We start from the raw sequence: 19364 nt of genomic DNA on the forward strand, positions 1-19364 counted from the left end.
TTTGCCGTGCGGGGGGTTAATCAGGGTTTTGCGGGGGCGACCAGTTGCGTCGTGACCAGGGCGGCCAGGGCGTTTTCTTCGGTGCCGAAACGGGCGAGCAACGCGGCTTGTTTCTCGGGGGAGAGGCGATTCCAGATCTCGATCATCTTCTCGGCGGTGCCGATCAGGACGCTGGCCTGGGTCTCTGTGAAGTCGTCGGTCATGGTGGGCAGCTCAAGGGTTCAGGCGGTGTGGAAAGCGCATGTTAGCGCTTTCCACACGGTCTGGCATTGCAGGTGTTTCAGTCTTCGCTGTCGGCCTGGCGGCGTTCAGTGGCTTCTTTCGGCTCGGGCTGTTGGGCACCGGCTTGTTGCGTGGTTGTCTGCTCAGTTTCGTGCAGGCTTGGGAAGGGGAGATTAGGGATCTCGTGCATGGTTCGCGCTCCTCGCAAAGTCTGTTGATAGATCTGGTAGATCCGCGCTTTTAAAAAAGCTTGGGCAGGATACAGCAGGAGAAATGACAAACAGACTTTTATATCCATTTGTTTCGACGGATGGAGTTGTCTAGACAGGTCAGTAGCAGTGACACAAAACCAAGGTGCGAGCCTTCTCGCGAAGGGCCCGGCCAGACCTCACATTTTTTGGCAATGCCATAAAAAAGGCCCGCATGAATAACCATGCGGGCCTTTTGCATTCCAGTCGGTGATCAGTGCTTCGGCTCGTCGTTCGACATTGCCAGCAGCTGTTTTTCCTGATTCCAGTCGAAAGGTTCGTCGTTCTGTTCGGCTTCGAAACGACGCTCTTCCAGTGCCTGGTACAAATCGATTTCATCATCGGGCATGAAATGCAGGCAGTCACCGGCGAAATACCACAACAGGTCGCGCGGGACCAGGTGGGCGATTTGCGGGTAACGGGCGATCACCTGGCCCAGAATGTCCTGGCCCAGGTATTGGCTTTCGATCGGGTCGACCGGCAGCAACGCACGCAGCTCATCGAAGCGCTCCAGGAACAGGGCATGGCTTTCTTCGGGAACCTGTTCGGCCTCACCTACCGCGACCAGGATGCTGCGCAAGTGGTCGAGCAAGACAAGATGATCGGCAACGACGTTGGACACGAGATAAGTCCTCAAGAGCAAAACGGGCGCAGGAGTATAAAGCTCCTGCGCCCGTTTTTACAGGATCAGCGGACCTTTCCGTCGGCCAGTGCCAGTTCGTCTTTGTCGAAATCATCGACGTCGATGACCTTGCGCCGGGCTACTTCGGCATCACGCAGGGACTGCGCCTCACCCGCTTGCAACACTCCAGCCTCCAGCGCTGCATCGATGACATGTTCCCCAGCCGCCGGTTTGACCTGACCGCTCTTGAGCGCCAGGTGCAGTTTTTTCTGTAACGGCTGCGCCGCGTTCAACAGGTTGCAGGCGTGTTGCAGGGCGCCGACCGCGTCGTCTGCCGATTGCGGGCGGTAGCAACCGCCGAGCAATTCTTCGAGGGTTGGATCGCCCTTGGCGCGTCCGATCACTGCGGCGACTTCGGCGCCGAGTTTGTCCGATGGACCTTTGTGGCGACGGCCGAACGGGAACACGATCACCCGCAACAGGCAACCCAGCACCTTGTTCGGGAAGTTGCTGAGCAATTCATCCAGCGCACGCTCCGACTGGCCAAGGCTTTCTTCCATGGCCCACTTGAACAGCGGCGCCATGTGCTCCGGCGAATCGAGGTCGTGGTAACGCTTGAGCGCGGCGGAGGCGAGGTACATGTTGCTGAGCACATCCCCAAGACGCGCCGACAGGCGTTCGCGACGTTTCAGTTCACCGCCCAGCAACATCATGCTGAGGTCGGCAAGCATGGCAAACGCAGCCGCCTGTCGATTAAGCGCACGGAAGTAACCCTGACTGAGCTTGTCACCCGGCGAATGTTCCAGGTGCCCGAAGCCAAGGTTCAACACCAGCGTGCTGGCAGCGTTGCTCACGGCGAAACCGATGTGCTTGAGCAGCAGGCCATCGAATTCGGTGAGTGCCTGATCCTTGTCCTCACGGCCGGCGAGAGCCATTTCCTTCAGCACGAACGGATGGCAGCGAATGGCACCCTGACCAAAGATCATCAGGTTGCGCGAGAGGATGTTCGCGCCTTCCACGGTGATGAAAATGGGCGCGCCATTCCAGCTGCGACCGAGGTAGTTGTTCGGCCCCATGATGATCGCCTTGCCGCCGTGAACATCCATGGCGTGGCTGATGCACTCGCGGCCGCGTTCGGTGAGGTGGTACTTGAGAATCGCCGACAGCACCGACGGTTTCTCGCCCAGGTCCACCGCGTTGGCGGTCAGCATTCGGGCGGCGTCCATCATCCAGGCGTTGCCGCCGATGCGTGCCATGGCTTCCTGAATACCTTCGAACGCCGACAGTGGAACGTTGAACTGCTCACGAACCTGTGCGTACTGACCGGTGACCAGGCTGGTGAACTTGGCCGCACCGGTGCCGACCGCCGGCAGGGAAATCGAACGCCCGACTGACAGGCAGTTCATCAGCATCATCCAGCCCTTGCCGAGCATTTCCTGGCCGCCGATGAGAAAGTCCAGCGGCACGAAGACGTCCTTGCCTGAGTTCGGGCCATTCATGAAGGCGGCACCCAGCGGCAGATGGCGGCGACCGATCTCGACACCGGCGGTGTCGGTCGGGATCAGCGCCAGGCTGATGCCCAGGTCTTCCTTGTCACCCAGCAAATGGTCCGGGTCATAGGCCTTGAAGGCCAGGCCGAGGAGGGTGGCGACCGGGCCCAGCGTGATGTAGCGCTTTTCCCAGTTGAGGCGCAGGCCGAGGGTTTCCTTGCCTTCCCATTCACCTTTGCAGATGACCCCGGTGTCGGGCATGGCGCCAGCGTCGGAGCCGGCCAGTGGGCCGGTCAATGCGAAGCACGGGATATCGTCACCCCGTGCCAGCCTTGGCAGGTAATGGTTGCGTTGTTCGTCGGTGCCGTAATGCAGCAGCAGTTCGGCCGGGCCCAGCGAGTTAGGGACCATTACGGTCGACGCGAGGTCGCCACTGCGGGTTGCCAGTTTCATCGCCACCTGGGAGTGGGCATAGGCCGAGAAGCCCTTGCCGCCAAACTCTTTGGGGATGATCAGCGCGAAGAAGCCGTTCTCCTTGATGTGGGTCCAGGCTTCGGGCGGCAGGTCCATGTCTTGCCCGATCTGCCAGTCGGTGACCATGGCGCAGAGCTCTTCGGTCGGGCCGTCGATAAAGGCCTGTTCCTCTTCACTGAGCTGCACTTTTGGATAGGACAGCAACTTGTTCCAGTCCGGGCGACCGCTGAACAGTTCGCCATCCCACCACACGGTCCCGGCGTCGATCGCATCGCGCTCGGTTTGCGACATTGGCGGCAGGGTTTTCTGGAACCAGCTAAACAGCGGCGCGCTGAAGAATTTGCGACGCAGGTCGGGCAGCAACAACGGCGCCGCGACGGCTGCAATCAACACCCAGAAAACCAGCAGCAGCCAGCCTGGCGCGCGACTGAAGGCCCCCATCGCGACGATATAGGCAGCGACGATGCACAGGGCGGGCGGGGGGGCGATGCGACGGTGGGCTAAATAAGCTATCCCGACAACCAGAACCAGTATCCACAACAGCAGCATATTTAATCCTCCGTGAACCAGGGCAAAACCAACCTTCAGAGCTTAGACGGCATCCGCAAAACAGGGTGGTCGGAGCGAGGTGATTGAATTCGTGGGAAACCATCGATGAGTTTTGTAGGTTGGGTTGGCAACACGCCCGGGAAATCGTTCGTTTCCTACGCGGCAATACGCCCATGTTTGGCCGAAACGTCGTTATCTCTGTGCTGAAGGTGTCGTTAGACTCGTGGCTTCCCCAGGAGATTGTTCTCATGCACGAGTATCTGAGTCCCGGCCGCTTCATCGATAGTGACCACCCCTCGGTGGTGGAGTTCGCCGAAAAACACCGGGGCGCCAGTCGCGATCCGCTTGAGCAGGCGATCAACCTCTATTACGCGGTGCGCGAGGCCGTGCGCTACAACCCCTACACGTTCAGTCGCGACCCGGATACGTTGCGCGGCAGTTATGCCTTGGCGGCCGGGGAAAGTTATTGCGTGCCCAAGGCCACGCTTCTAGCCGGTGCCGCGCGACATTGCGGGATCCATGCGCGGATCGGCCTGGCGGACGTGCGCAATCACCTGTCGACCCCGCGTTTGCTCGAGTTGCTCAGAAGCGATGTGTTCGCCATGCACGGTTATACCGAGCTGTATCTGAACGGTCGCTGGGTCAAGGCGACGCCGGCCTTCAACCAGCAACTCTGCGAACTGTTCAATATCGCGCCGCTGGAGTTCGACGGCATCAGCGACAGTGTTTTCCATCCCTTCAACCGCGACGGCGAGCAGCTGATGGAGTACCTGGTCGACCATGGCCAGTTCACCGACGTGCCTGAGACGTTCTTTTTCGAGCACCTGGAAAAGTGCTACCCACATCTGTTCAGCGACACATTGCCGGCGTTGCTGGGTGACATGCAGAGTGATTTGAGCCGCGCCTGATCCGGCGTATGCTGCCTGCGCATTCATCCATAAAGAGGCGGTCATGCTGAAGATCTGGGGTCGGAAAAATTCGTCGAATGTCAGAAAGCCATTGTGGGCCGCCGAGGAGTTGGGCCTGGCCTATGAAGCCATCGATGCGGGTGGCGCCTTCGGTGTAGTCGATACGCCGCAGTATCGTGCGATGAATCCCAACGGTCGTGTGCCGGTGATCGAAGACGACGGCTTTGTGCTCTGGGAATCGAACGCCATCGTGCGCTACCTGATGGCTCAGCACGCCAACGGCACGGCCTGGTACCCGACGGATCTGAAGGCTCGCGCCGCTGCCGACAAGTGGATGGACTGGACCACCTCCAGTTTTGCCGGCCCGTTCCGCACGGTGTTCTGGGGCGTGTTACGCACACCTGAAGACAAGCAGGACTGGACCGCCATCAACGCCGCAATCAAGGAGTGCGATGATCTGTTGGCGATGGCGAACCAGGCGTTGGCGGCCGCGCCGTATCTGTCCGGCGACGAAATCGGCATGGGCGACATTCCCCTCGGCAGTTTCATTTATGCCTGGTTCGAGATGCCGATCGAGCGTGCACCGCAGCCGCATCTTGAAGCCTGGTATGCACGACTGAAACAGCGTCCGGCGTATAAAAAAGCCGTTATGACCGCGTTGACTTAATACTCACTATCGACACACTTGACTGTACTTGTTTGGCGGCGACAAGCACCATTGCGCTCGTGCGCCGCGGTTGCATTGCTCGCCGCCCGCCCATAGTTATCCCTTTCTTCCCTTCTTGGTGCGTAAATCCGATATGAGTTCCGCTCTGTCCATCCGGCAGCTAACCAAAACCTACGGCAACGGTTTCCAGGCCCTGAGTGGTATCGATCTGGACGTCGCCGAAGGTGACTTTTTCGCCTTGCTCGGCCCTAACGGTGCCGGCAAATCCACGACCATCGGCATTCTCTCAACCCTGGTGAACAAGACCAGCGGCACGGTGAATATCTTCGGTCACGACCTGGACAAGGAGCCGGCGGCGCTCAAGCGTTGCATCGGCGTGGTGCCCCAGGAATTCAACTTCAACCAGTTCGAAAAAACCTTCGACATCGTCGTGACCCAGGCCGGTTACTACGGCATCCCGCCGAAGATCGCCAAGGAACGCGCCGAGCAGTATCTGACCCAGCTCGGGCTGTGGGACAAACGCGATGTGCCATCGCGTTCGCTGTCCGGTGGCATGAAGCGTCGCCTGATGATCGCCCGCGCACTGGTCCACGAACCGCGCCTGCTGATCCTCGATGAACCGACCGCGGGTGTGGACATCGAACTGCGTCGCTCGATGTGGACCTTTCTCACCGAGCTGAACCAGAAAGGCATCACCATCATCCTCACCACTCATTACCTGGAAGAGGCTGAGCAGTTGTGCCGCAACATCGGCATCATCGACCACGGCACGATTGTCGAGAACACCAGCATGAAACAGCTGCTCGGCCAGCTGCATGTGGAAACCTTTCTGCTTGATCTCAAGAACACGCTGAACGTCGCGCCGCAGTTGCTCGGTTATCCGACCAAGCTGCTCGACAGCCACACACTCGAAGTCCAGGTCGACAAGGCCATGGGCATCACCGCGCTGTTCACCCAGTTGGCGCAGCAGAACATCGAAGTGCTGAGCCTGCGTAACAAAACCAATCGCCTCGAGGAGTTGTTCGTGTCTCTGGTGGAGAAAAATCTGTCGAAGGTGGCGGTATGAGTTCCGAGCTGCAACCCAACCTCGTTGCCCTCAACACCATCGTTTACCGCGAGGTGAAGCGCTTTACCCGGATCTGGCCGCAGACCCTGCTGCCGCCGGCCATCACCATGGTCCTGTACTTCGTGATCTTCGGTAACCTGATCGGTCGACAGATTGGTGATATGGGTGGCTTCACCTATATGGAATACATCGTGCCGGGCCTGATCATGATGTCGGTGATCACCAACTCCTACGGCAACGTGGTGTCGAGTTTCTTCGGCAGCAAGTTCCAGCGCTCCATCGAAGAATTGATGGTGTCGCCGGTATCGCCGCATACGATTCTGATTGGCTACACCCTGGGCGGCGTGCTGCGGGGCTTGATGGTCGGGCTGATCGTGACGCTGTTGTCGCTGTTCTTCACCGAATTGCAGGTGCATCACCTGGGCGTGACCATTCTGGTGGTGGTGCTGACGGCGACGATCTTCTCGCTGCTGGGCTTCATCAACGCCGTGTTTGCACGTAACTTCGATGATATTTCGATCATTCCGACCTTCGTGCTGACACCCCTGACATACCTGGGCGGGGTGTTCTACTCGATCAGCTTGCTGCCGCCGTTCTGGCAGACCGTGTCCCTGGCCAACCCGGTGCTGCACATGGTCAACGCCTTCCGTTACGGCATTCTTGGCGTTTCGGACATCAGGATCAGCGTGGCGATTACTTTCATGTTGGTGGCGACCGTAGCTCTATACATCGGTTGTGCGCGGCTGCTGGTCAGTGGGCGCGGAATGCGTACCTGAGAAAGACCGCATCGCCTGCTTCGCGGGCAAGCCTCGCTCCTACAGTTCACCATCGGACCTGTAGGAGCGAGGCTTGCCCGCGAAGGCGTCAGCCCAGACGCCATAAAAAAACGGCCTCCAACAATGGAGGCCGTTTTGCATTTACTGCATCCGGTTTCTCTTGCGCCGCTTCCACTGCCGCCCAACCCACCAGCGCCAATACATCATCACCAGGCAATAGGCGAGGGCGCCCAGCACCAGTCCCGTCACCACTGAACCCAGCAAAAACGGCTGCCACAAGGTGGAAAGCTCGCCACTGATCCATTCCCAGGTCAGCTCGTCCGGCAAATGCCTGGCCGGCACGTCCATCAACCACGCTCCCGTCTGATAGGTGCAGAAGAACACCGCTGGCATGGTAATCGGGTTGGTCAGCCAGACCAGGCTGACGGCAATGGGCATGTTGCCCCGCACGACGATCGCCAGAATGGCAGCGACCAGCATCTGCAACGGAATGGGCAGGAAGGCCGCGAACAGGCCCACCGCCATGGCCCGTGCGACGGAATGACGATTGAGGTGCCAGAGGTTCGGGTCATGCAGCAGGGTGCCGAGAAAGCGTAAGGATTTGTGTTCCCTGATGCTGGTCGGGTCTGGCATGTAACGTTTGAATAAGCGCCGGGGCATAAGGCTTCTCGGTCGGTTAAGGCGGCAAGTATGTCTGGATTCTATGAACCGCCCATTCAGACTTTGTGACAATTAATAACCGTGTGCGTGCAGTCGGGCAGCTATGCCTAGGGTGGGACTCTCAAGGACGGGCGTATGCGCACAGGGATGATGGCGCTGGCGTTGGGTTTGCTGGCCCTGCGTTTTTTACCGGTTTTACCGCCGGTCTGGTTATGGATGTTGCTGCCGGTCGTGGGTTTGATGCTGTTGCCGTTTCGGACTCATCCGTTGGCGTTTTTTCTGTTCGGCTTCAGTTGGGCGTGCGCGAGTGCGCAGTGGGCGCTGGATGATCGCCTGTCGCTGAAGCTTGATGGCGAGACTCGTTGGGTCGAAGGTCGGGTGACGGGCCTGCCGCAGAATGCCGAAGGGGTGGTGCGCTTCGAGTTGACCGACAGTCAGTCCCGAAGCACCCGGCTGCCCCGGCATCTGCGTCTCGCCTGGTATGACGGACCGCCCGTCAACAGCGGCGAACGGTGGCGGCTGGCGGTCAAGTTGAAGCGTCCTGCCGGGCTGCTCAATCCGCATGCCTTTGACTACGACGCCTGGTTGCTGGCACAACGCATCGGCGCTACCGGTACGGTCAAGGATGGCCATAGGCTGGCCGCCGCCCAATGGGCCTGGCGTGACAGCATTCGGCAGCAATTGCAGGCCGTCGATGCCCAAGGCCGGACGGGGGCGCTGATCGCATTGGTGTTGGGCGACGGCGGCGGGCTGAGTCGCGAGGACTGGCAAGTGCTGCAAGACACCGGCACCGTGCATCTGCTGGTGATTTCCGGGCAGCACATCGGGTTGCTGGCGGGGCTGGTGTATCTGCTGATCGCCGGGCTGGCGCGCTATGGTCTGTGGCCGAGCCGTTTGCCCTGGCTGCCATGGGCCTGCGGACTGGCGTTTGCCGCTGCGCTGGGTTACGGGTTGCTGGCCGGTTTTGAGGTGCCGGTGCGCCGGGCCTGCTTGATGATCGGTCTGGTGTTGTTGTGGCGGCTAAGGTTTCGGCACCTTGGCGCCTGGTGGCCGCTGTTGCTGGCGCTCAATGGCGTTTTACTGCTCGACCCGCTGGCGAGCCTGCAACCGGGGTTCTGGTTGTCCTTCGCAGCGGTGGCGGTGTTGATCTTCACTTTCGGTGGGCGTCTGGGGCCGTGGCGTTGGTGGCAAACGTGGACCCGTGCGCAATGGCTGATCGCGATCGGACTGTGCCCATTGCTATTGATACTTGGCTTGCCGATCAGCGTCAGCGGACCAGTGGCCAATTTGCTGGCGGTGCCCTGGGTCAGTCTGGTGGTATTGCCGCCAGCCTTGCTCGGGACGTTGTTACTGCCCGTCCCTTATGTGGGCGAGGGGTTGCTGTGGCTGGCGGGCGGTCTGGTCGACCTGTTGTTCAAGGGGCTGGCCTTGATGGCCGGGCGATTCCCCGCCTGGGTGCCGGTCGCGGTGCCGGTGTGGATTTGGGCGCTCGGTACGCTGGGGGCCTTTCTTCTATTACTGCCTAAAGGGGTGCCGTTGCGCTCGTTGGGTTGGCCGCTGCTGCTGTTGCTGGTTTTTCCACCTCGCCCGATGCTTGCCGAAGGCGTCGCCGAAGTCTGGCAACTGGACGTCGGCCAGGGCCTGGCCATCCTGGTGCGCACCCGCCATCACACCTTGTTGTATGACGCCGGGCCGCGTTTTGGCGAATTCGACCTCGGCGAGCGAGTGGTGCTGCCGTCATTGCGCAAACTGGGCGTGTCCGGGATCGACCTGATGCTGCTCAGTCACGCCGACGCCGATCACGCCGGCGGTGCACGTGCGATTGCCAACGGATTGCCGGTGGCGCGGGTCCTGAGCGGTGATCCCGAGGCGCTGCCAGCCGAATTGCGCGCCGAAGGCTGTGAAAGCGGCCGGCAATGGACCTGGGACGGTGTGGACTTCCGTCTCTGGCAATGGACATCCGCCGCCGACAGCAATCAAAAATCCTGTGTCTTGCAGATCGAAGCCAATGGCGAGCGATTGCTGCTGACCGGTGATATTGATGCGGCAGCCGAGCGGGCATTGCTCGACAGTCCGCTTGCCGTGCCGACCGATTGGCTGCAATCGCCTCACCACGGCAGTCGCAGTTCCTCTTCGATGGCGCTGCTCGCCGCGTTGCAACCCAGGGCTGTGCTGATTTCCCGGGGCCAGGGCAATTCCTTTGGCCACCCGCATCCCACCGTCATGGCGCGCTATCAAAAACGAGGCATGGCGATCTACGACAGCGCCACCCACGGCGCCATTCGTCTGCAACTGGGACGGTTCAAGCCGCCATGGACGATGCGTCTGGATCGGCGTTTCTGGCGCGATCCGCCACCGTTGGGCCCATAACCGCCAGTTATGAAAGCCCGACCGGATGCGACATCACGGTCTTCGGTGCATCCGGCCCCTATGTTAGAGTGGCGCACTTTTTCGAGGGGGCTGTCACTGTGTGGGAATTGGTCAAATCCGGCGGCTGGATGATGCTGCCGATCATTCTGAGTTCCATCGCGGCAATGGCGATCGTCGCCGAGCGTCTCTGGACCCTGCGAGCCAGCCGTGTGACCCCTGAGCATTTGCTCGGGCAGGTCTGGGTGTGGATCAAGGACAAACAGCTCAATAAAGAAAAACTCAAGGAACTGCGCGCCAACTCACCGTTGGGCGAGATCCTGGCAGCGGGCCTTGCCAACTCCAAACATGGTCGCGAGATCATGAAAGAGTGCATCGAAGAGGCCGCTGCACGGGTGGTTCATGAACTCGAACGCTATATCAATGCGCTGGGCACCATCGCCGCCATGGCCCCATTGCTGGGCCTGTTGGGTACGGTGCTGGGCATGATCGACATTTTCAGCGCGTTCATGGGCACGGGCATGGGCACCAATGCCGCAGTGCTGGCGGGCGGTATCTCCAAGGCGCTGATCACTACGGCCGCTGGCCTGATGGTCGGTATCCCGGCAGTATTCTTTCACCGATTCCTGCAACGCCGGATCGATGAGCTGGTGGTGGGCATGGAGCAGGAAGCGATCAAACTGGTCGAAGTGGTTCAGGGCGACCGTGATGTGGACCTGGCCGAGGGCAAAGCGTGAAATTCCGCCGCAAACCGCGGGAAACGGTCGACATCAACCTCGCGTCGCTGATCGACGTGGTGTTTATCCTGCTGCTGTTTTTCGTGGTCACCACTACGTTTACCCGTGAAACCCAGTTGCGCGTCGATCTGCCGGAAGCGGTCAGCGGTTCGCCTGCCGAAGACCAGCAGGTCAAGCACCTGGACGTTGCCATCAGTGCCGAAGGCGCGTTCTCGGTGAACAATCAGCTATTGCCGAAGAACGACCTCGCGACGCTGATGGAGGCGCTGCAGAAAGAATCCAATGGCGACACCAACCTGCCGCTGTCCATCAGCGCGGATGGCAAGACTCAACATCAGTCGGTCATCACCGCCATGGACGCCGCCGGCAAGCTGGGTTTCAGCCACTTGCGCATGACCACGGTCGAAGCGGCACCGCCCGCGCCCTGATGGCCATGTCCGATCGCTTGCTCGCCGCGTGGTACCAAGGTCATCCGGCCCTGAAACTGTTGCAGCCACTGGAGTGGCTGTACCGGCGCATCGTCATGAACAAGCGCAAGCGCTTTCTGGCGGGCGAGGGCGAGATCTATCAGCCGCCCGTGCCGCTGATCGTGGTCGGCAATATCACCGTCGGCGGCACTGGCAAGACGCCGCTGATTCTGTGGATGATCCAGCATTGCCAGCGCAGTGGTTTGCGGGTCGGCGTGGTCAGCCGGGGTTACGGCGCCAAACCGCCGCAATTGCCGTGGCGCGTCGAGGCCGATCAGAGCGCGGACATCGCCGGCGACGAACCGCTGTTGATCGTCCAGCGCACGGGCGTGCCATTGATGATCGACCCGGATCGCAGCAGCGCCGTCAAAGCGCTGCTGGCGAGTGAGCCGCTGGATCTGATCCTCTCCGATGACGGCATGCAGCATTACCGGCTGGCCCGGGACCTGGAACTGGTGTTGATCGACGCCGCCCGCGGCCTGGGCAACAAACGCTGCCTGCCGGCCGGTCCCTTGCGTGAACCGGTCGAACGCCTTCAGAGCGTCGATGCCGTGCTGTACAACGGCGCCGCCAATGATCGCGAAAACGGTTTTGCCTTCCAGCTGCAACCTACCGAACTGGTTAACCTGCAAAGCGGTGAGCGTCGCCCCCTCGACTACTTCCCCGCAGGTCAGGCACTGCACGCCGTGGCCGGGATCGGCAATCCGCAGCGTTTCTTCACGACCCTCGAAACGCTACACTGGCAGCCAGTGCCGCATGCGTTTGCCGACCACGCCGAATACAGCGTTCAGGCCTTGAATTTCACGCCGTCATTGCCGTTGGTGATGACCGAAAAGGACGCGGTGAAGTGCCGTGCCTTCGCCGCCGCCGATTGGTGGTACCTGGCGGTCGATGCTGCGCCATCGCCGGCTTTCGTGGCCTGGTTCGATACGCAGCTGATGCGCCTGTTGCCGGCTCGTCTTTTGCCTTAACTCCGTTTTTATCCAGGGAATGCTCATGGACACCAAATTGCTCGACATCCTCGCTTGCCCGGTCACCAAAGGCCCCCTCAAACTCAGCGCCGACAAGACCGAGCTGATTAGCAAGGGCGCCGGCCTGGCTTACCCGATTCGCGATGGCATCCCGGTGATGCTCGAAACCGAAGCCCGCACCCTGACCACCGACGAGCGCCTGGATAAATGACCACAGCCTTTACCGTTGTCATTCCATCGCGTTATGCCTCCACCCGTCTGCCGGGCAAACCGCTGCTGCTGATCGCCGGCAAGCCGATGATCCAGCACGTCTGGGAGCAGGCGAGCAAAAGCAGTGCCGAGCGTGTCGTGGTCGCCACTGACGACGTGCGCATTGTTGAGGCGTGCAAGGCGTTTGGCGCCGATGTGGTGCTGACCCGCGAAGATCACAATTCCGGTACCGATCGCCTGGCCGAAGTCGCCGCGAAACTCGGCCTGGCCGCCGACGCCATCGTGGTCAACGTCCAGGGTGACGAACCGTTGATTCCGCCGAGTGTGATCGATCAGGTGGCTGCCAACCTGGCCGCCCACGCCGAAGCGCGCATGGCCACCCTGGCCGAGCCGATCGAAGACGTGGAAACCCTGTTCAATCCCAACGTGGTCAAGGTTGTCAGCGACCTTAATGGCTTGGCGCTGACCTTCAGTCGTGCCACGTTGCCGTGGGCCCGCGACGCGTTCGCCAAAAGCCGCGAGCAATTGCCGGAAGGCGTGCCGTACCGCCGCCACATTGGCATTTATGCCTACCGCGCCGGTTTCCTGCATGACTTCGTCAGCTGGGGCCCGTGCTGGCTGGAAAATACCGAATCCCTGGAACAGCTGCGTGCCCTGTGGCATGGCGTGCGGATTCACGTCGCTGACGCTCTGATCGCACCGCCCACTGGCGTCGACACCGTCGAAGACCTCGAGCGCGTCCGTCGCCTGCTGGAGGCCTGATGCGCGTTCTGTTCGTGTGCCTGGGCAACATCTGTCGCTCCCCGACGGCCGAAGGCGTGCTGCGGCATAAATTGCGCGAGGCGGGGCTGGCCGATCACATCGAAGTCGCCTCCGCCGGCACCGGTGACTGGCACGTCGGCAAGGCGCCGGACAAACGCAGCCAGGCCGCCGCCAGACTGCGCGGTTACGACCTGTCCGCCCAACGCGCCCAGCAAGTGACCCGCGCCGATTTTTCCGCCTACGACCTGATACTGGCGATGGACAACAGCAACCTGCGCCACCTCAAGGCCCTGCAACCGGCCAAGGGCAAAGCCGAGCTAGACCTGTTCCTGCGTCGCTACGAGTCAGAACTCGATGAAGTGCCGGATCCGTATTACGACGGGGACCAAGGCTTCGAGCAGGTGCTGGACCTGATCGAACGCGCCAGTGATCGACTGGTGATCGAATTGAAGGGACGGTTATGAGTTTGCAGGTTCAACCCCGGATTTCGCTCAAGCCGTTCAATACGTTTGGTGTCGACGTTCAGGCCCGGTTGTTCGCCGAGGCCCGCAGCGACGCCGATGTGCGTGAAGCCCTGGCGTATGCGTCGGCCCATGACGTGCCGTTGCTGGTGATCGGTGGCGGCAGCAACTTGCTGCTGACGGCTGATGTCCAGGCGCTGGTGCTGCGCATGGCTACGCGCGGGATTCGGATCCTGAGCGATAACGGCAGCAAGGTCGTGATCGAAGCCGAGGCGGGCGAGCCTTGGCATCCGTTCGTGCAGCACACCCTGGCGCAGGGGTTGTCGGGCCTGGAGAACCTCAGCCTGATTCCCGGCACCGTGGGTGCGGCGCCGATGCAGAACATCGGTGCCTATGGTGTCGAGATCAAGGACGTGTTCGCCGGCCTGACCGCGCTGGATCGCCAGACCGGCGAGCTGCGGGATTTCACCCTGGAAGAATGCAACTTCGCCTACCGTGACAGCCTGTTCAAACAGGAACCGGGGCGTTGGTTGATCCTGCGCGTGCGTTTCACCCTAAACCGCGCCGCGCACCTGCACCTGGAATACGGCCCGGTTCGCCAGCGCCTGACCGAGCAAGGCATCGATCAGCCGACTGCCACCGACGTCAGCCAGGCGATCTGCAGTATTCGTAATGAAAAGCTCCCGGACCCGGCAGTACTCGGCAATGCCGGCAGCTTCTTCAAGAACCCTCTGGTGCCGACCGCGCTGGTCGCGCAGCTGAAAAGCCAATACCCGGACCTGGTGGCCTACGCGCAACCCGATGGGCAGATGAAACTGGCGGCGGGCTGGTTGATCGAGCGGGCCGGCTGGAAAGGCTTTCGCGATGGCGATGCCGGCGTGCATAAGTTGCAGGCGCTGGTGCTGGTCAACTATGGCAGCGCCACCGGCCTGCAATTGCTGCACCTGGCGCAGCAGATTCAGAAAGACATTTCCCAACGTTTCAACGTCGACCTGGAAATGGAGCCGAATCAGTATTGAGGCTACGCTTTAATGGCTGATTTCAAAGCCCTGCACACCTTCAACTGTGCAGGGCTTTTTTGTTAATGCTGGGTTAACTTAGCCACCTAACGATGCAAGCATTTGCTCCACCAAAGGCCCGATGCAGACGTTGCCGTCCGCGTAAGAGAGCCTCTTAGCCTGAGCCGATCTGCATGATGCCAACCGCCAAGTCTCGGCGGCAGATTGCTCGACCCCATAACCTCCAGAAATATGCGGGCGTGCCCATGATTACCCTGAAGCTCAATGGTCAAGACCATCAACTCGACGTCACCGAGGATATGCCGCTGCTCTGGGCAATCCGCGACGTGGCCGGTTACAACGGCACCAAATTCGGCTGCGGCATGGGCCTGTGTGGTGCCTGCACCATTCATATTGACGGCGCTCCGGCGCGCAGTTGCATCACGCCGATCGGTTCAGTGGTCGGCCAGAACGTCACCACCATCGATAACCTGCACGTCGACCCGGTCGGGCAAGTCGTGCAGCAAGCCTGGCTCGACAGCGCCGTGGCTCAGTGCGGTTTCTGCCAGGGCGGGCAGATCATGTCAGCGACGGCGTTGCTCAAGACCAACCCGAACCCCAGCGACGCACAGATCGAAGAGGCGATGGTCGGCAATATTTGCCGTTGCGGCACCTATAACCGCATCAAGACCGCCATCCGCCAGGCATCCACTCACCTGAAGGAGGCCAAGGCATGAGCCAGTTACCGAATGATTTTGCGCTGAGCAACCTCAGCCGCCGTGGCTTCCTTAAAGGCGTCGGTGCGACCAGTGCGTTAGTTCTGGTAGCGAGCTGGGGCTGGCAAGACGCTTTTGCCGAAGAAAAAGAGAAAAAATTCGGCGCCGACGGCATGCCCAATGGCTGGATCGATGATCCCAAGGTTTACATCAGCATTGCCGCTGACGGCATGGTGACCGTGGTCTGCAACCGTTCGGAAATGGGCCAGGGTGTGCGCACCAGCCTGACCATGGTAGTGGCCGATGAACTGGACGCCGACTGGGCCATGATGAAAGTGCAGCAGGCGCCGGGTGACGAGGTTCGCTTCGGTAACCAGGACACAGACGGTTCGCGCAGCATGCGTCACTGGTACGAGCCGATGCGTCGTTGCGGTGCCGCCGCGCGAACCATGCTGGAACAAGCGGCTGCCGAGCAGTGGAAAGTGCCGGTCAGCGAGTGCCATGCGCAGCTGCATAAAGTGGTGCACCAACCGAGCGGTCGTGAACTGGGCTACGGCGCTCTGGCCGCCGCGGCGGGTGCGCTGGCAGTGCCGGCCCGTGACAGCCTGCGGCTCAAGCAACCGTCGGAGTTTCGCTACATCGGCAAAGAAGGCACCAAGGCGATCGACGGTGCCGACATCGTCAACGGCCGCGCCATTTACGGGGCCGATGTGCATTTCGACGGCATGCTCTACGCCGTGATTGCGCGTCCGGCGGTTTATGGCGGCACGGTCAAATCCGTCGACTCCAGCGCGGCGATGAAAGTCCCGGGCGTGATCAAGGTCATTCAGATCGAAGGCCGTCCGCTGCCATCCGAGTTCCAGCCATTGGGTGGCGTGGCCGTGGTGGCCAGCAACACCTGGGCCGCGATCAAGGGCCGCGAAGCGCTGAAAATCGAGTGGGATGACGGCCCCAATGCCAGTTACGACTCGATCGCCTACCGCAAAGAACTGGAAGCCGCGTCCCTCAAACCCGGCAAAGTGGTGCGCAATACCGGCAACATCGACGACGCCATGAAAGGCGCCACCAGCACCCTCGAAGCCTCGTATTACCTGCCGCACCTGGCGCAGGCGCCGATGGAACCGATGGTCGCCATCGCCCGCTTCAAGGACGGTGTGTGCGAGGCCTGGGCCCCGAGTCAGGCGCCACAGGTCACCCGGGAACGGATTGGCGAACGCCTTGGTATTCCGTTCGATAAGGTCACGTTCAATGTCACCTTGCTTGGCGGCGGTTTCGGTCGCAAGTCCAAGCCGGACTTCGTCATCGAAGCGGCGATCCTCGCCAAGGAATTCCCCGGTAAAGCGGTGCGGGTGCAATGGACCCGTGAAGACGACATCCACTGCTCCTACTTCCACACCGTGTCCGCCGAGTACCTGAAGGCCAGCCTGGACAAGGATGGACTGCCCTCTGGCTGGTTGCACCGCACCGTGGCCCCGAGCATCACCGCGCTGTTCGCCCCGGGCATGAACCACGAGGCGGCTTTCGAGCTGGGCATGGGCTTTACCAACATGGCCTACGCGATCCCCAACGTGCGCCTGGAAAACCCCGAAGCGGCGATTCATACCCGGGTCGGCTGGTATCGCTCGGTGTCGAACATTCCCCACGGGTTTGCGATCCAGAGCTTTGTCGATGAGCTGGCGCACAAGGCCAAGCAGGATCCGCTCAAGTACCAGATCAAGCTGCTCGGCCCGGATCGTCAGATCGATCCGCGTACCTTGAGTGAAGAGTGGAACTACGGCGAATCCCCCGAGCGTTATCCGATCGACACCGGGCGGATGCGCGCAGTACTGGAAACAGCCGCCAAGGCCGCCGGTTGGGGGCGCGAGCTGCCCAAGGGCCGAGGCCTGGGCCTGGCGGTGCATTACAGCTTCGTCAGCTATGTGGCGGCGGTGATCGAAGTCGAAGTCAAAGACGACGGCACGTTGATCGTGCACAAGGCCGACATCGCGGTGGATTGTGGTCCGCAGATCAACCCCGAACGGATTCGCGCTCAGTTCGAAGGCGCGTGCGTCATGGGCCTGGGCAATGCCGTGGTCGGGGAAATCAGCTTCAAGGACGGCAAGGTGCAGCAGGACAACTTCCACATGTACGAAGTGGCGCGCATGTCGCTGGCGCCGAAGGAAGTGGCGGTGCATCTGGTGACGCCTCCGGGCAATGTGCCGTTGGGCGGAGTCGGTGAGCCAGGCGTACCGCCGATTGCGCCTGCGCTGTGCAACGCGATCTTCGCTGCCACTGGCCAGCGTATCCGCAACTTGCCGGTTCGCTTCCAGCTGCAAGGTTGGCAGAAGGCGCAGGCCTGATGGACAGCGCGGATCTGAACGTCCTGCGCAGCGTGCTGGAATGGCGTCGCGCCGGTCGGCGGGTGGTGTTGTACAGCGTGGTCCAGACCTGGGGCACTGCGCCCCGGGCACCTGGCGCGATGCTGGCGTTGCGTGAAGATGGCGTGGTGATCGGCTCGGTGTCCGGCGGCTGTGTCGAGGATGATCTGATTGCCCGGCTGCACGATGGGCGGATTCCACCTGACGGGCCGCCGGTGCAATTGATCACCTACGGCGTCACCCGCGAGGAGGCCGCACGGTTTGGTTTGCCCTGCGGTGGCACCTTGCGCCTGACCGAGGAGCGGGTCGGCGATCCAGGTTGGGTCGCCGAGTTGCTGGAACGCTGCGAGGCCCATGAAATAGTGGCTCGTTCGCTGGATATTGCGACCGGTGAAGTGATTTTGCAGGCGGCGAACAAAAGCGATGTGCTGAGCTTTGACGGCCACACCCTGCGCGCCATCTACGGTCCGCGTTGGCGGCTATTGCTGATCGGTGCGGGGCAACTGTCCCGGTATGTCGCCGAAATGGCGCGACTGCTGGATTTCGAAGTGCTGATCTGCGATCCGCGCAGCGAGTTTGTCTACGGTTGGGAAGAGCAGCACGGCCGTTTCGTCTCGGGCATGCCGGATGAAGCGGTGCTGACCATCGAGACCGACGAACGCACGGCCATTGTCGCCCTGACCCATGATCCGCGCCTGGATGATATGGCGTTGCTGACCGCTCTGGATTCCAGGGCTTTTTATGTCGGCGCCCTCGGCTCGCGGGTCAACAGCCTGAAGCGGCGGGAAAACCTGGCTCAGCTAGGCTTGTCATCACAGGCCATCGAGCGGCTGCACGGCCCGATCGGTTTGCACATCGGCAGCCACAGTCCCGCGGAAATCGCCTTGTCGCTGCTGGCCGAGATTGTGGCGATCAAGAACGGCGTCGAATTGAAGCAGAAGAAGCCGTTGCAGGAGGTTGTATGAGTGAATCCATCGGCGTCATCGTGCTGGCGGCGGGGCAGGGCAGACGCTTCAGGGAGGTGGCGGGAGCGGACAAGGACAAGCTGCTGGCCGACTGCACGGGGCGAGATGGCGCGGTTCGGTCGGTGATCGAGCACGTGCTGCTGAGTGTGCCGGCCAACCTTGGGAAGCGTGTGCTGGTGACGACCGAAGATCGCCCGCAAGTGATGCGCATGGCTCAGGCGTACGGTTTCGAGAGTGTGAAGATCGGGCCTGCCGGGATGGGCGATAGCATTGCCGCCGGGGTGGCGACGTGTCCAGATCTCGGTGGCTGGTTGATTGTGCTGGGAGATATGCCGTTTATTTTGCCGTCGAGTATCGATCGGGTGGTGGCGGGGATTGCGGATGATTGCGTCAGTGTGCCGGTGCATGCGGGGAAGTACGGACACCCCGTCGGGTTCGGTCGCAGTTTTGGGCCGGGGTTGATGGCGTTATCGGGTGATCATGGGGCCAAGCCGTTGTTTGCGCAGGGCAGGGTGGTTGAAGTGGCGGTGGATGATGCCGGGGTGTTGTGGGATGTGGATGTGCCTGCAGCATTAGTATTTTCCTGACACACCGTCTTGCCCGCGAAGAACGATAACGCGGTCTACTTGCTTTATCTCAGATGTAAAAAAGCCCCGCCTGGATCACCAGGC

The 19364-nt window shown here is 61.1% G+C and carries 21 protein-coding genes; 16 read left to right on the plus strand and 5 right to left on the minus strand.

The genetic code is table 11. The annotated features are described in order from the left end of the window. Positions 1–20: 20 nt before the first annotated feature. The 4 genes from RHP74_RS07960 to RHP74_RS07975 form a co-directional block, all read right to left on the minus strand. Positions 21–203 carry a hypothetical protein gene (locus RHP74_RS07960; RefSeq protein WP_010461914.1) on the minus strand — a complete coding sequence of 61 codons (183 nt, stop codon included), beginning with the start codon at positions 201–203 and terminating at the stop codon, positions 21–23. 77 nt (positions 204–280) lie between these two features. Beyond that, positions 281–412, minus strand: a complete 132-nt coding sequence (locus RHP74_RS07965; RefSeq protein ID WP_010461912.1) for a hypothetical protein — start codon at positions 410–412, stop codon at positions 281–283. Positions 413–684: 272 nt separating this feature from the next. Continuing rightward, the gene (locus RHP74_RS07970) at positions 685–1092 is read right to left on the minus strand and encodes a PA2817 family protein (protein ID WP_145308052.1); all 408 of its coding nucleotides are present in this window, start codon (positions 1090–1092) and stop codon (positions 685–687) included. 65 nt (positions 1093–1157) lie between these two features. Continuing rightward, positions 1158–3605: an acyl-CoA dehydrogenase gene (locus tag RHP74_RS07975; protein WP_311098742.1), complete on the minus strand. Its 2448-nt coding sequence runs from the start codon at positions 3603–3605 to the stop codon at positions 1158–1160. A gap of 248 nt (positions 3606–3853) precedes the next feature. On the opposite strand from RHP74_RS07975, the gene RHP74_RS07980 reads away from it, so the two are divergent. From RHP74_RS07980 to RHP74_RS07995, 4 genes are all read left to right on the plus strand, one after another. Then, on the plus strand, positions 3854–4513 hold the full coding sequence (locus RHP74_RS07980; RefSeq protein ID WP_169858229.1) for a transglutaminase family protein: 660 nt from the start codon (positions 3854–3856) through the stop codon (positions 4511–4513). Between the two features lie 43 nt (positions 4514–4556). Next, positions 4557–5180 carry a glutathione S-transferase family protein gene (locus RHP74_RS07985; protein WP_083374758.1) on the plus strand — a complete coding sequence of 208 codons (624 nt, stop codon included), beginning with the start codon at positions 4557–4559 and terminating at the stop codon, positions 5178–5180. A 133-nt stretch (positions 5181–5313) separates the two neighbouring features. Next, positions 5314–6246, plus strand: coding sequence for an ABC transporter ATP-binding protein (locus RHP74_RS07990; protein ID WP_010461902.1), 933 nt, complete (start codon positions 5314–5316; stop codon positions 6244–6246). Beyond that, entirely contained in the window at positions 6243–7022 is a 780-nt protein-coding gene (locus RHP74_RS07995; RefSeq protein WP_311098746.1) for an ABC transporter permease, read from the plus strand. Before RHP74_RS07990 ends, RHP74_RS07995 begins: the two co-directional genes overlap by 4 nt. A 141-nt stretch (positions 7023–7163) precedes the next feature. On the opposite strand, the gene RHP74_RS08000 is transcribed toward RHP74_RS07995, so the two are convergent. Further along, on the minus strand, positions 7164–7682 hold the full coding sequence (locus RHP74_RS08000; RefSeq protein WP_010461897.1) for a DUF2062 domain-containing protein: 519 nt from the start codon (positions 7680–7682) through the stop codon (positions 7164–7166). Between the two features lie 135 nt (positions 7683–7817). Here RHP74_RS08000 and RHP74_RS08005 point away from each other — a divergent pair, with 135 nt between their 5' ends. The 12 genes from RHP74_RS08005 (at position 7818) to RHP74_RS08060 (ending at position 19280) form a co-directional block, all read left to right on the plus strand. Then, positions 7818–10052 carry a DNA internalization-related competence protein ComEC/Rec2 gene (locus RHP74_RS08005; RefSeq protein ID WP_311098748.1) on the plus strand — a complete coding sequence of 745 codons (2235 nt, stop codon included), beginning with the start codon at positions 7818–7820 and terminating at the stop codon, positions 10050–10052. A 98-nt stretch (positions 10053–10150) separates the two neighbouring features. After that, complete coding sequence (locus RHP74_RS08010) at positions 10151–10786, plus strand: MotA/TolQ/ExbB proton channel family protein (protein ID WP_010461893.1); 636 nt, start codon at positions 10151–10153, stop codon at positions 10784–10786. Further along, the gene (locus RHP74_RS08015; RefSeq protein ID WP_010461891.1) at positions 10783–11214 is read left to right on the plus strand and encodes a biopolymer transporter ExbD; all 432 of its coding nucleotides are present in this window, start codon (positions 10783–10785) and stop codon (positions 11212–11214) included. The genes RHP74_RS08010 and RHP74_RS08015 overlap by 4 nt, the downstream gene beginning before the upstream one ends. Next, positions 11214–12224: a tetraacyldisaccharide 4'-kinase gene (lpxK, locus tag RHP74_RS08020; RefSeq protein WP_010461890.1), complete on the plus strand. Its 1011-nt coding sequence runs from the start codon at positions 11214–11216 to the stop codon at positions 12222–12224. Before RHP74_RS08015 ends, lpxK begins: the two co-directional genes overlap by 1 nt. 25 nt (positions 12225–12249) lie before the next feature. Next, a complete protein-coding gene (locus tag RHP74_RS08025; protein WP_010461887.1) occupies positions 12250–12435 on the plus strand; it encodes a Trm112 family protein in 186 nt (61 codons plus the stop codon). Continuing rightward, positions 12432–13196, plus strand: coding sequence for a 3-deoxy-manno-octulosonate cytidylyltransferase (gene kdsB, locus RHP74_RS08030; RefSeq protein ID WP_282410788.1), 765 nt, complete (start codon positions 12432–12434; stop codon positions 13194–13196). The genes RHP74_RS08025 and kdsB overlap by 4 nt, the downstream gene beginning before the upstream one ends. Beyond that, on the plus strand, positions 13196–13660 hold the full coding sequence (locus RHP74_RS08035; RefSeq protein WP_010461884.1) for a low molecular weight protein-tyrosine-phosphatase: 465 nt from the start codon (positions 13196–13198) through the stop codon (positions 13658–13660). The genes kdsB and RHP74_RS08035 overlap by 1 nt, the downstream gene beginning before the upstream one ends. Beyond that, positions 13657–14676 (plus strand): UDP-N-acetylmuramate dehydrogenase, encoded by a 1020-nt coding sequence (murB, locus tag RHP74_RS08040; protein WP_311098752.1) that lies wholly within the window; start codon positions 13657–13659, stop codon positions 14674–14676. Before RHP74_RS08035 ends, murB begins: the two co-directional genes overlap by 4 nt. 245 nt (positions 14677–14921) lie before the next feature. Then, positions 14922–15392, plus strand: a complete 471-nt coding sequence (locus tag RHP74_RS08045) for a 2Fe-2S iron-sulfur cluster-binding protein (RefSeq protein WP_311098754.1) — start codon at positions 14922–14924, stop codon at positions 15390–15392. After that, the gene (locus RHP74_RS08050; protein ID WP_311098756.1) at positions 15389–17710 is read left to right on the plus strand and encodes a xanthine dehydrogenase family protein molybdopterin-binding subunit; all 2322 of its coding nucleotides are present in this window, start codon (positions 15389–15391) and stop codon (positions 17708–17710) included. Before RHP74_RS08045 ends, RHP74_RS08050 begins: the two co-directional genes overlap by 4 nt. Next, positions 17710–18693: an XdhC family protein gene (locus RHP74_RS08055; protein ID WP_010461876.1), complete on the plus strand. Its 984-nt coding sequence runs from the start codon at positions 17710–17712 to the stop codon at positions 18691–18693. The genes RHP74_RS08050 and RHP74_RS08055 overlap by 1 nt, the downstream gene beginning before the upstream one ends. Continuing rightward, entirely contained in the window at positions 18690–19280 is a 591-nt protein-coding gene (locus tag RHP74_RS08060) for a nucleotidyltransferase family protein (protein WP_311098758.1), read from the plus strand. The genes RHP74_RS08055 and RHP74_RS08060 overlap by 4 nt, the downstream gene beginning before the upstream one ends. Positions 19281–19364: the final 84 nt, after the last annotated feature.

Origin of the sequence: Pseudomonas sp. SG20052 (assembly GCF_031766055.1) — a bacterium.
GTDB classification, from domain to species: Bacteria; Pseudomonadota; Gammaproteobacteria; order Pseudomonadales; family Pseudomonadaceae; genus Aquipseudomonas; species Aquipseudomonas mandelii.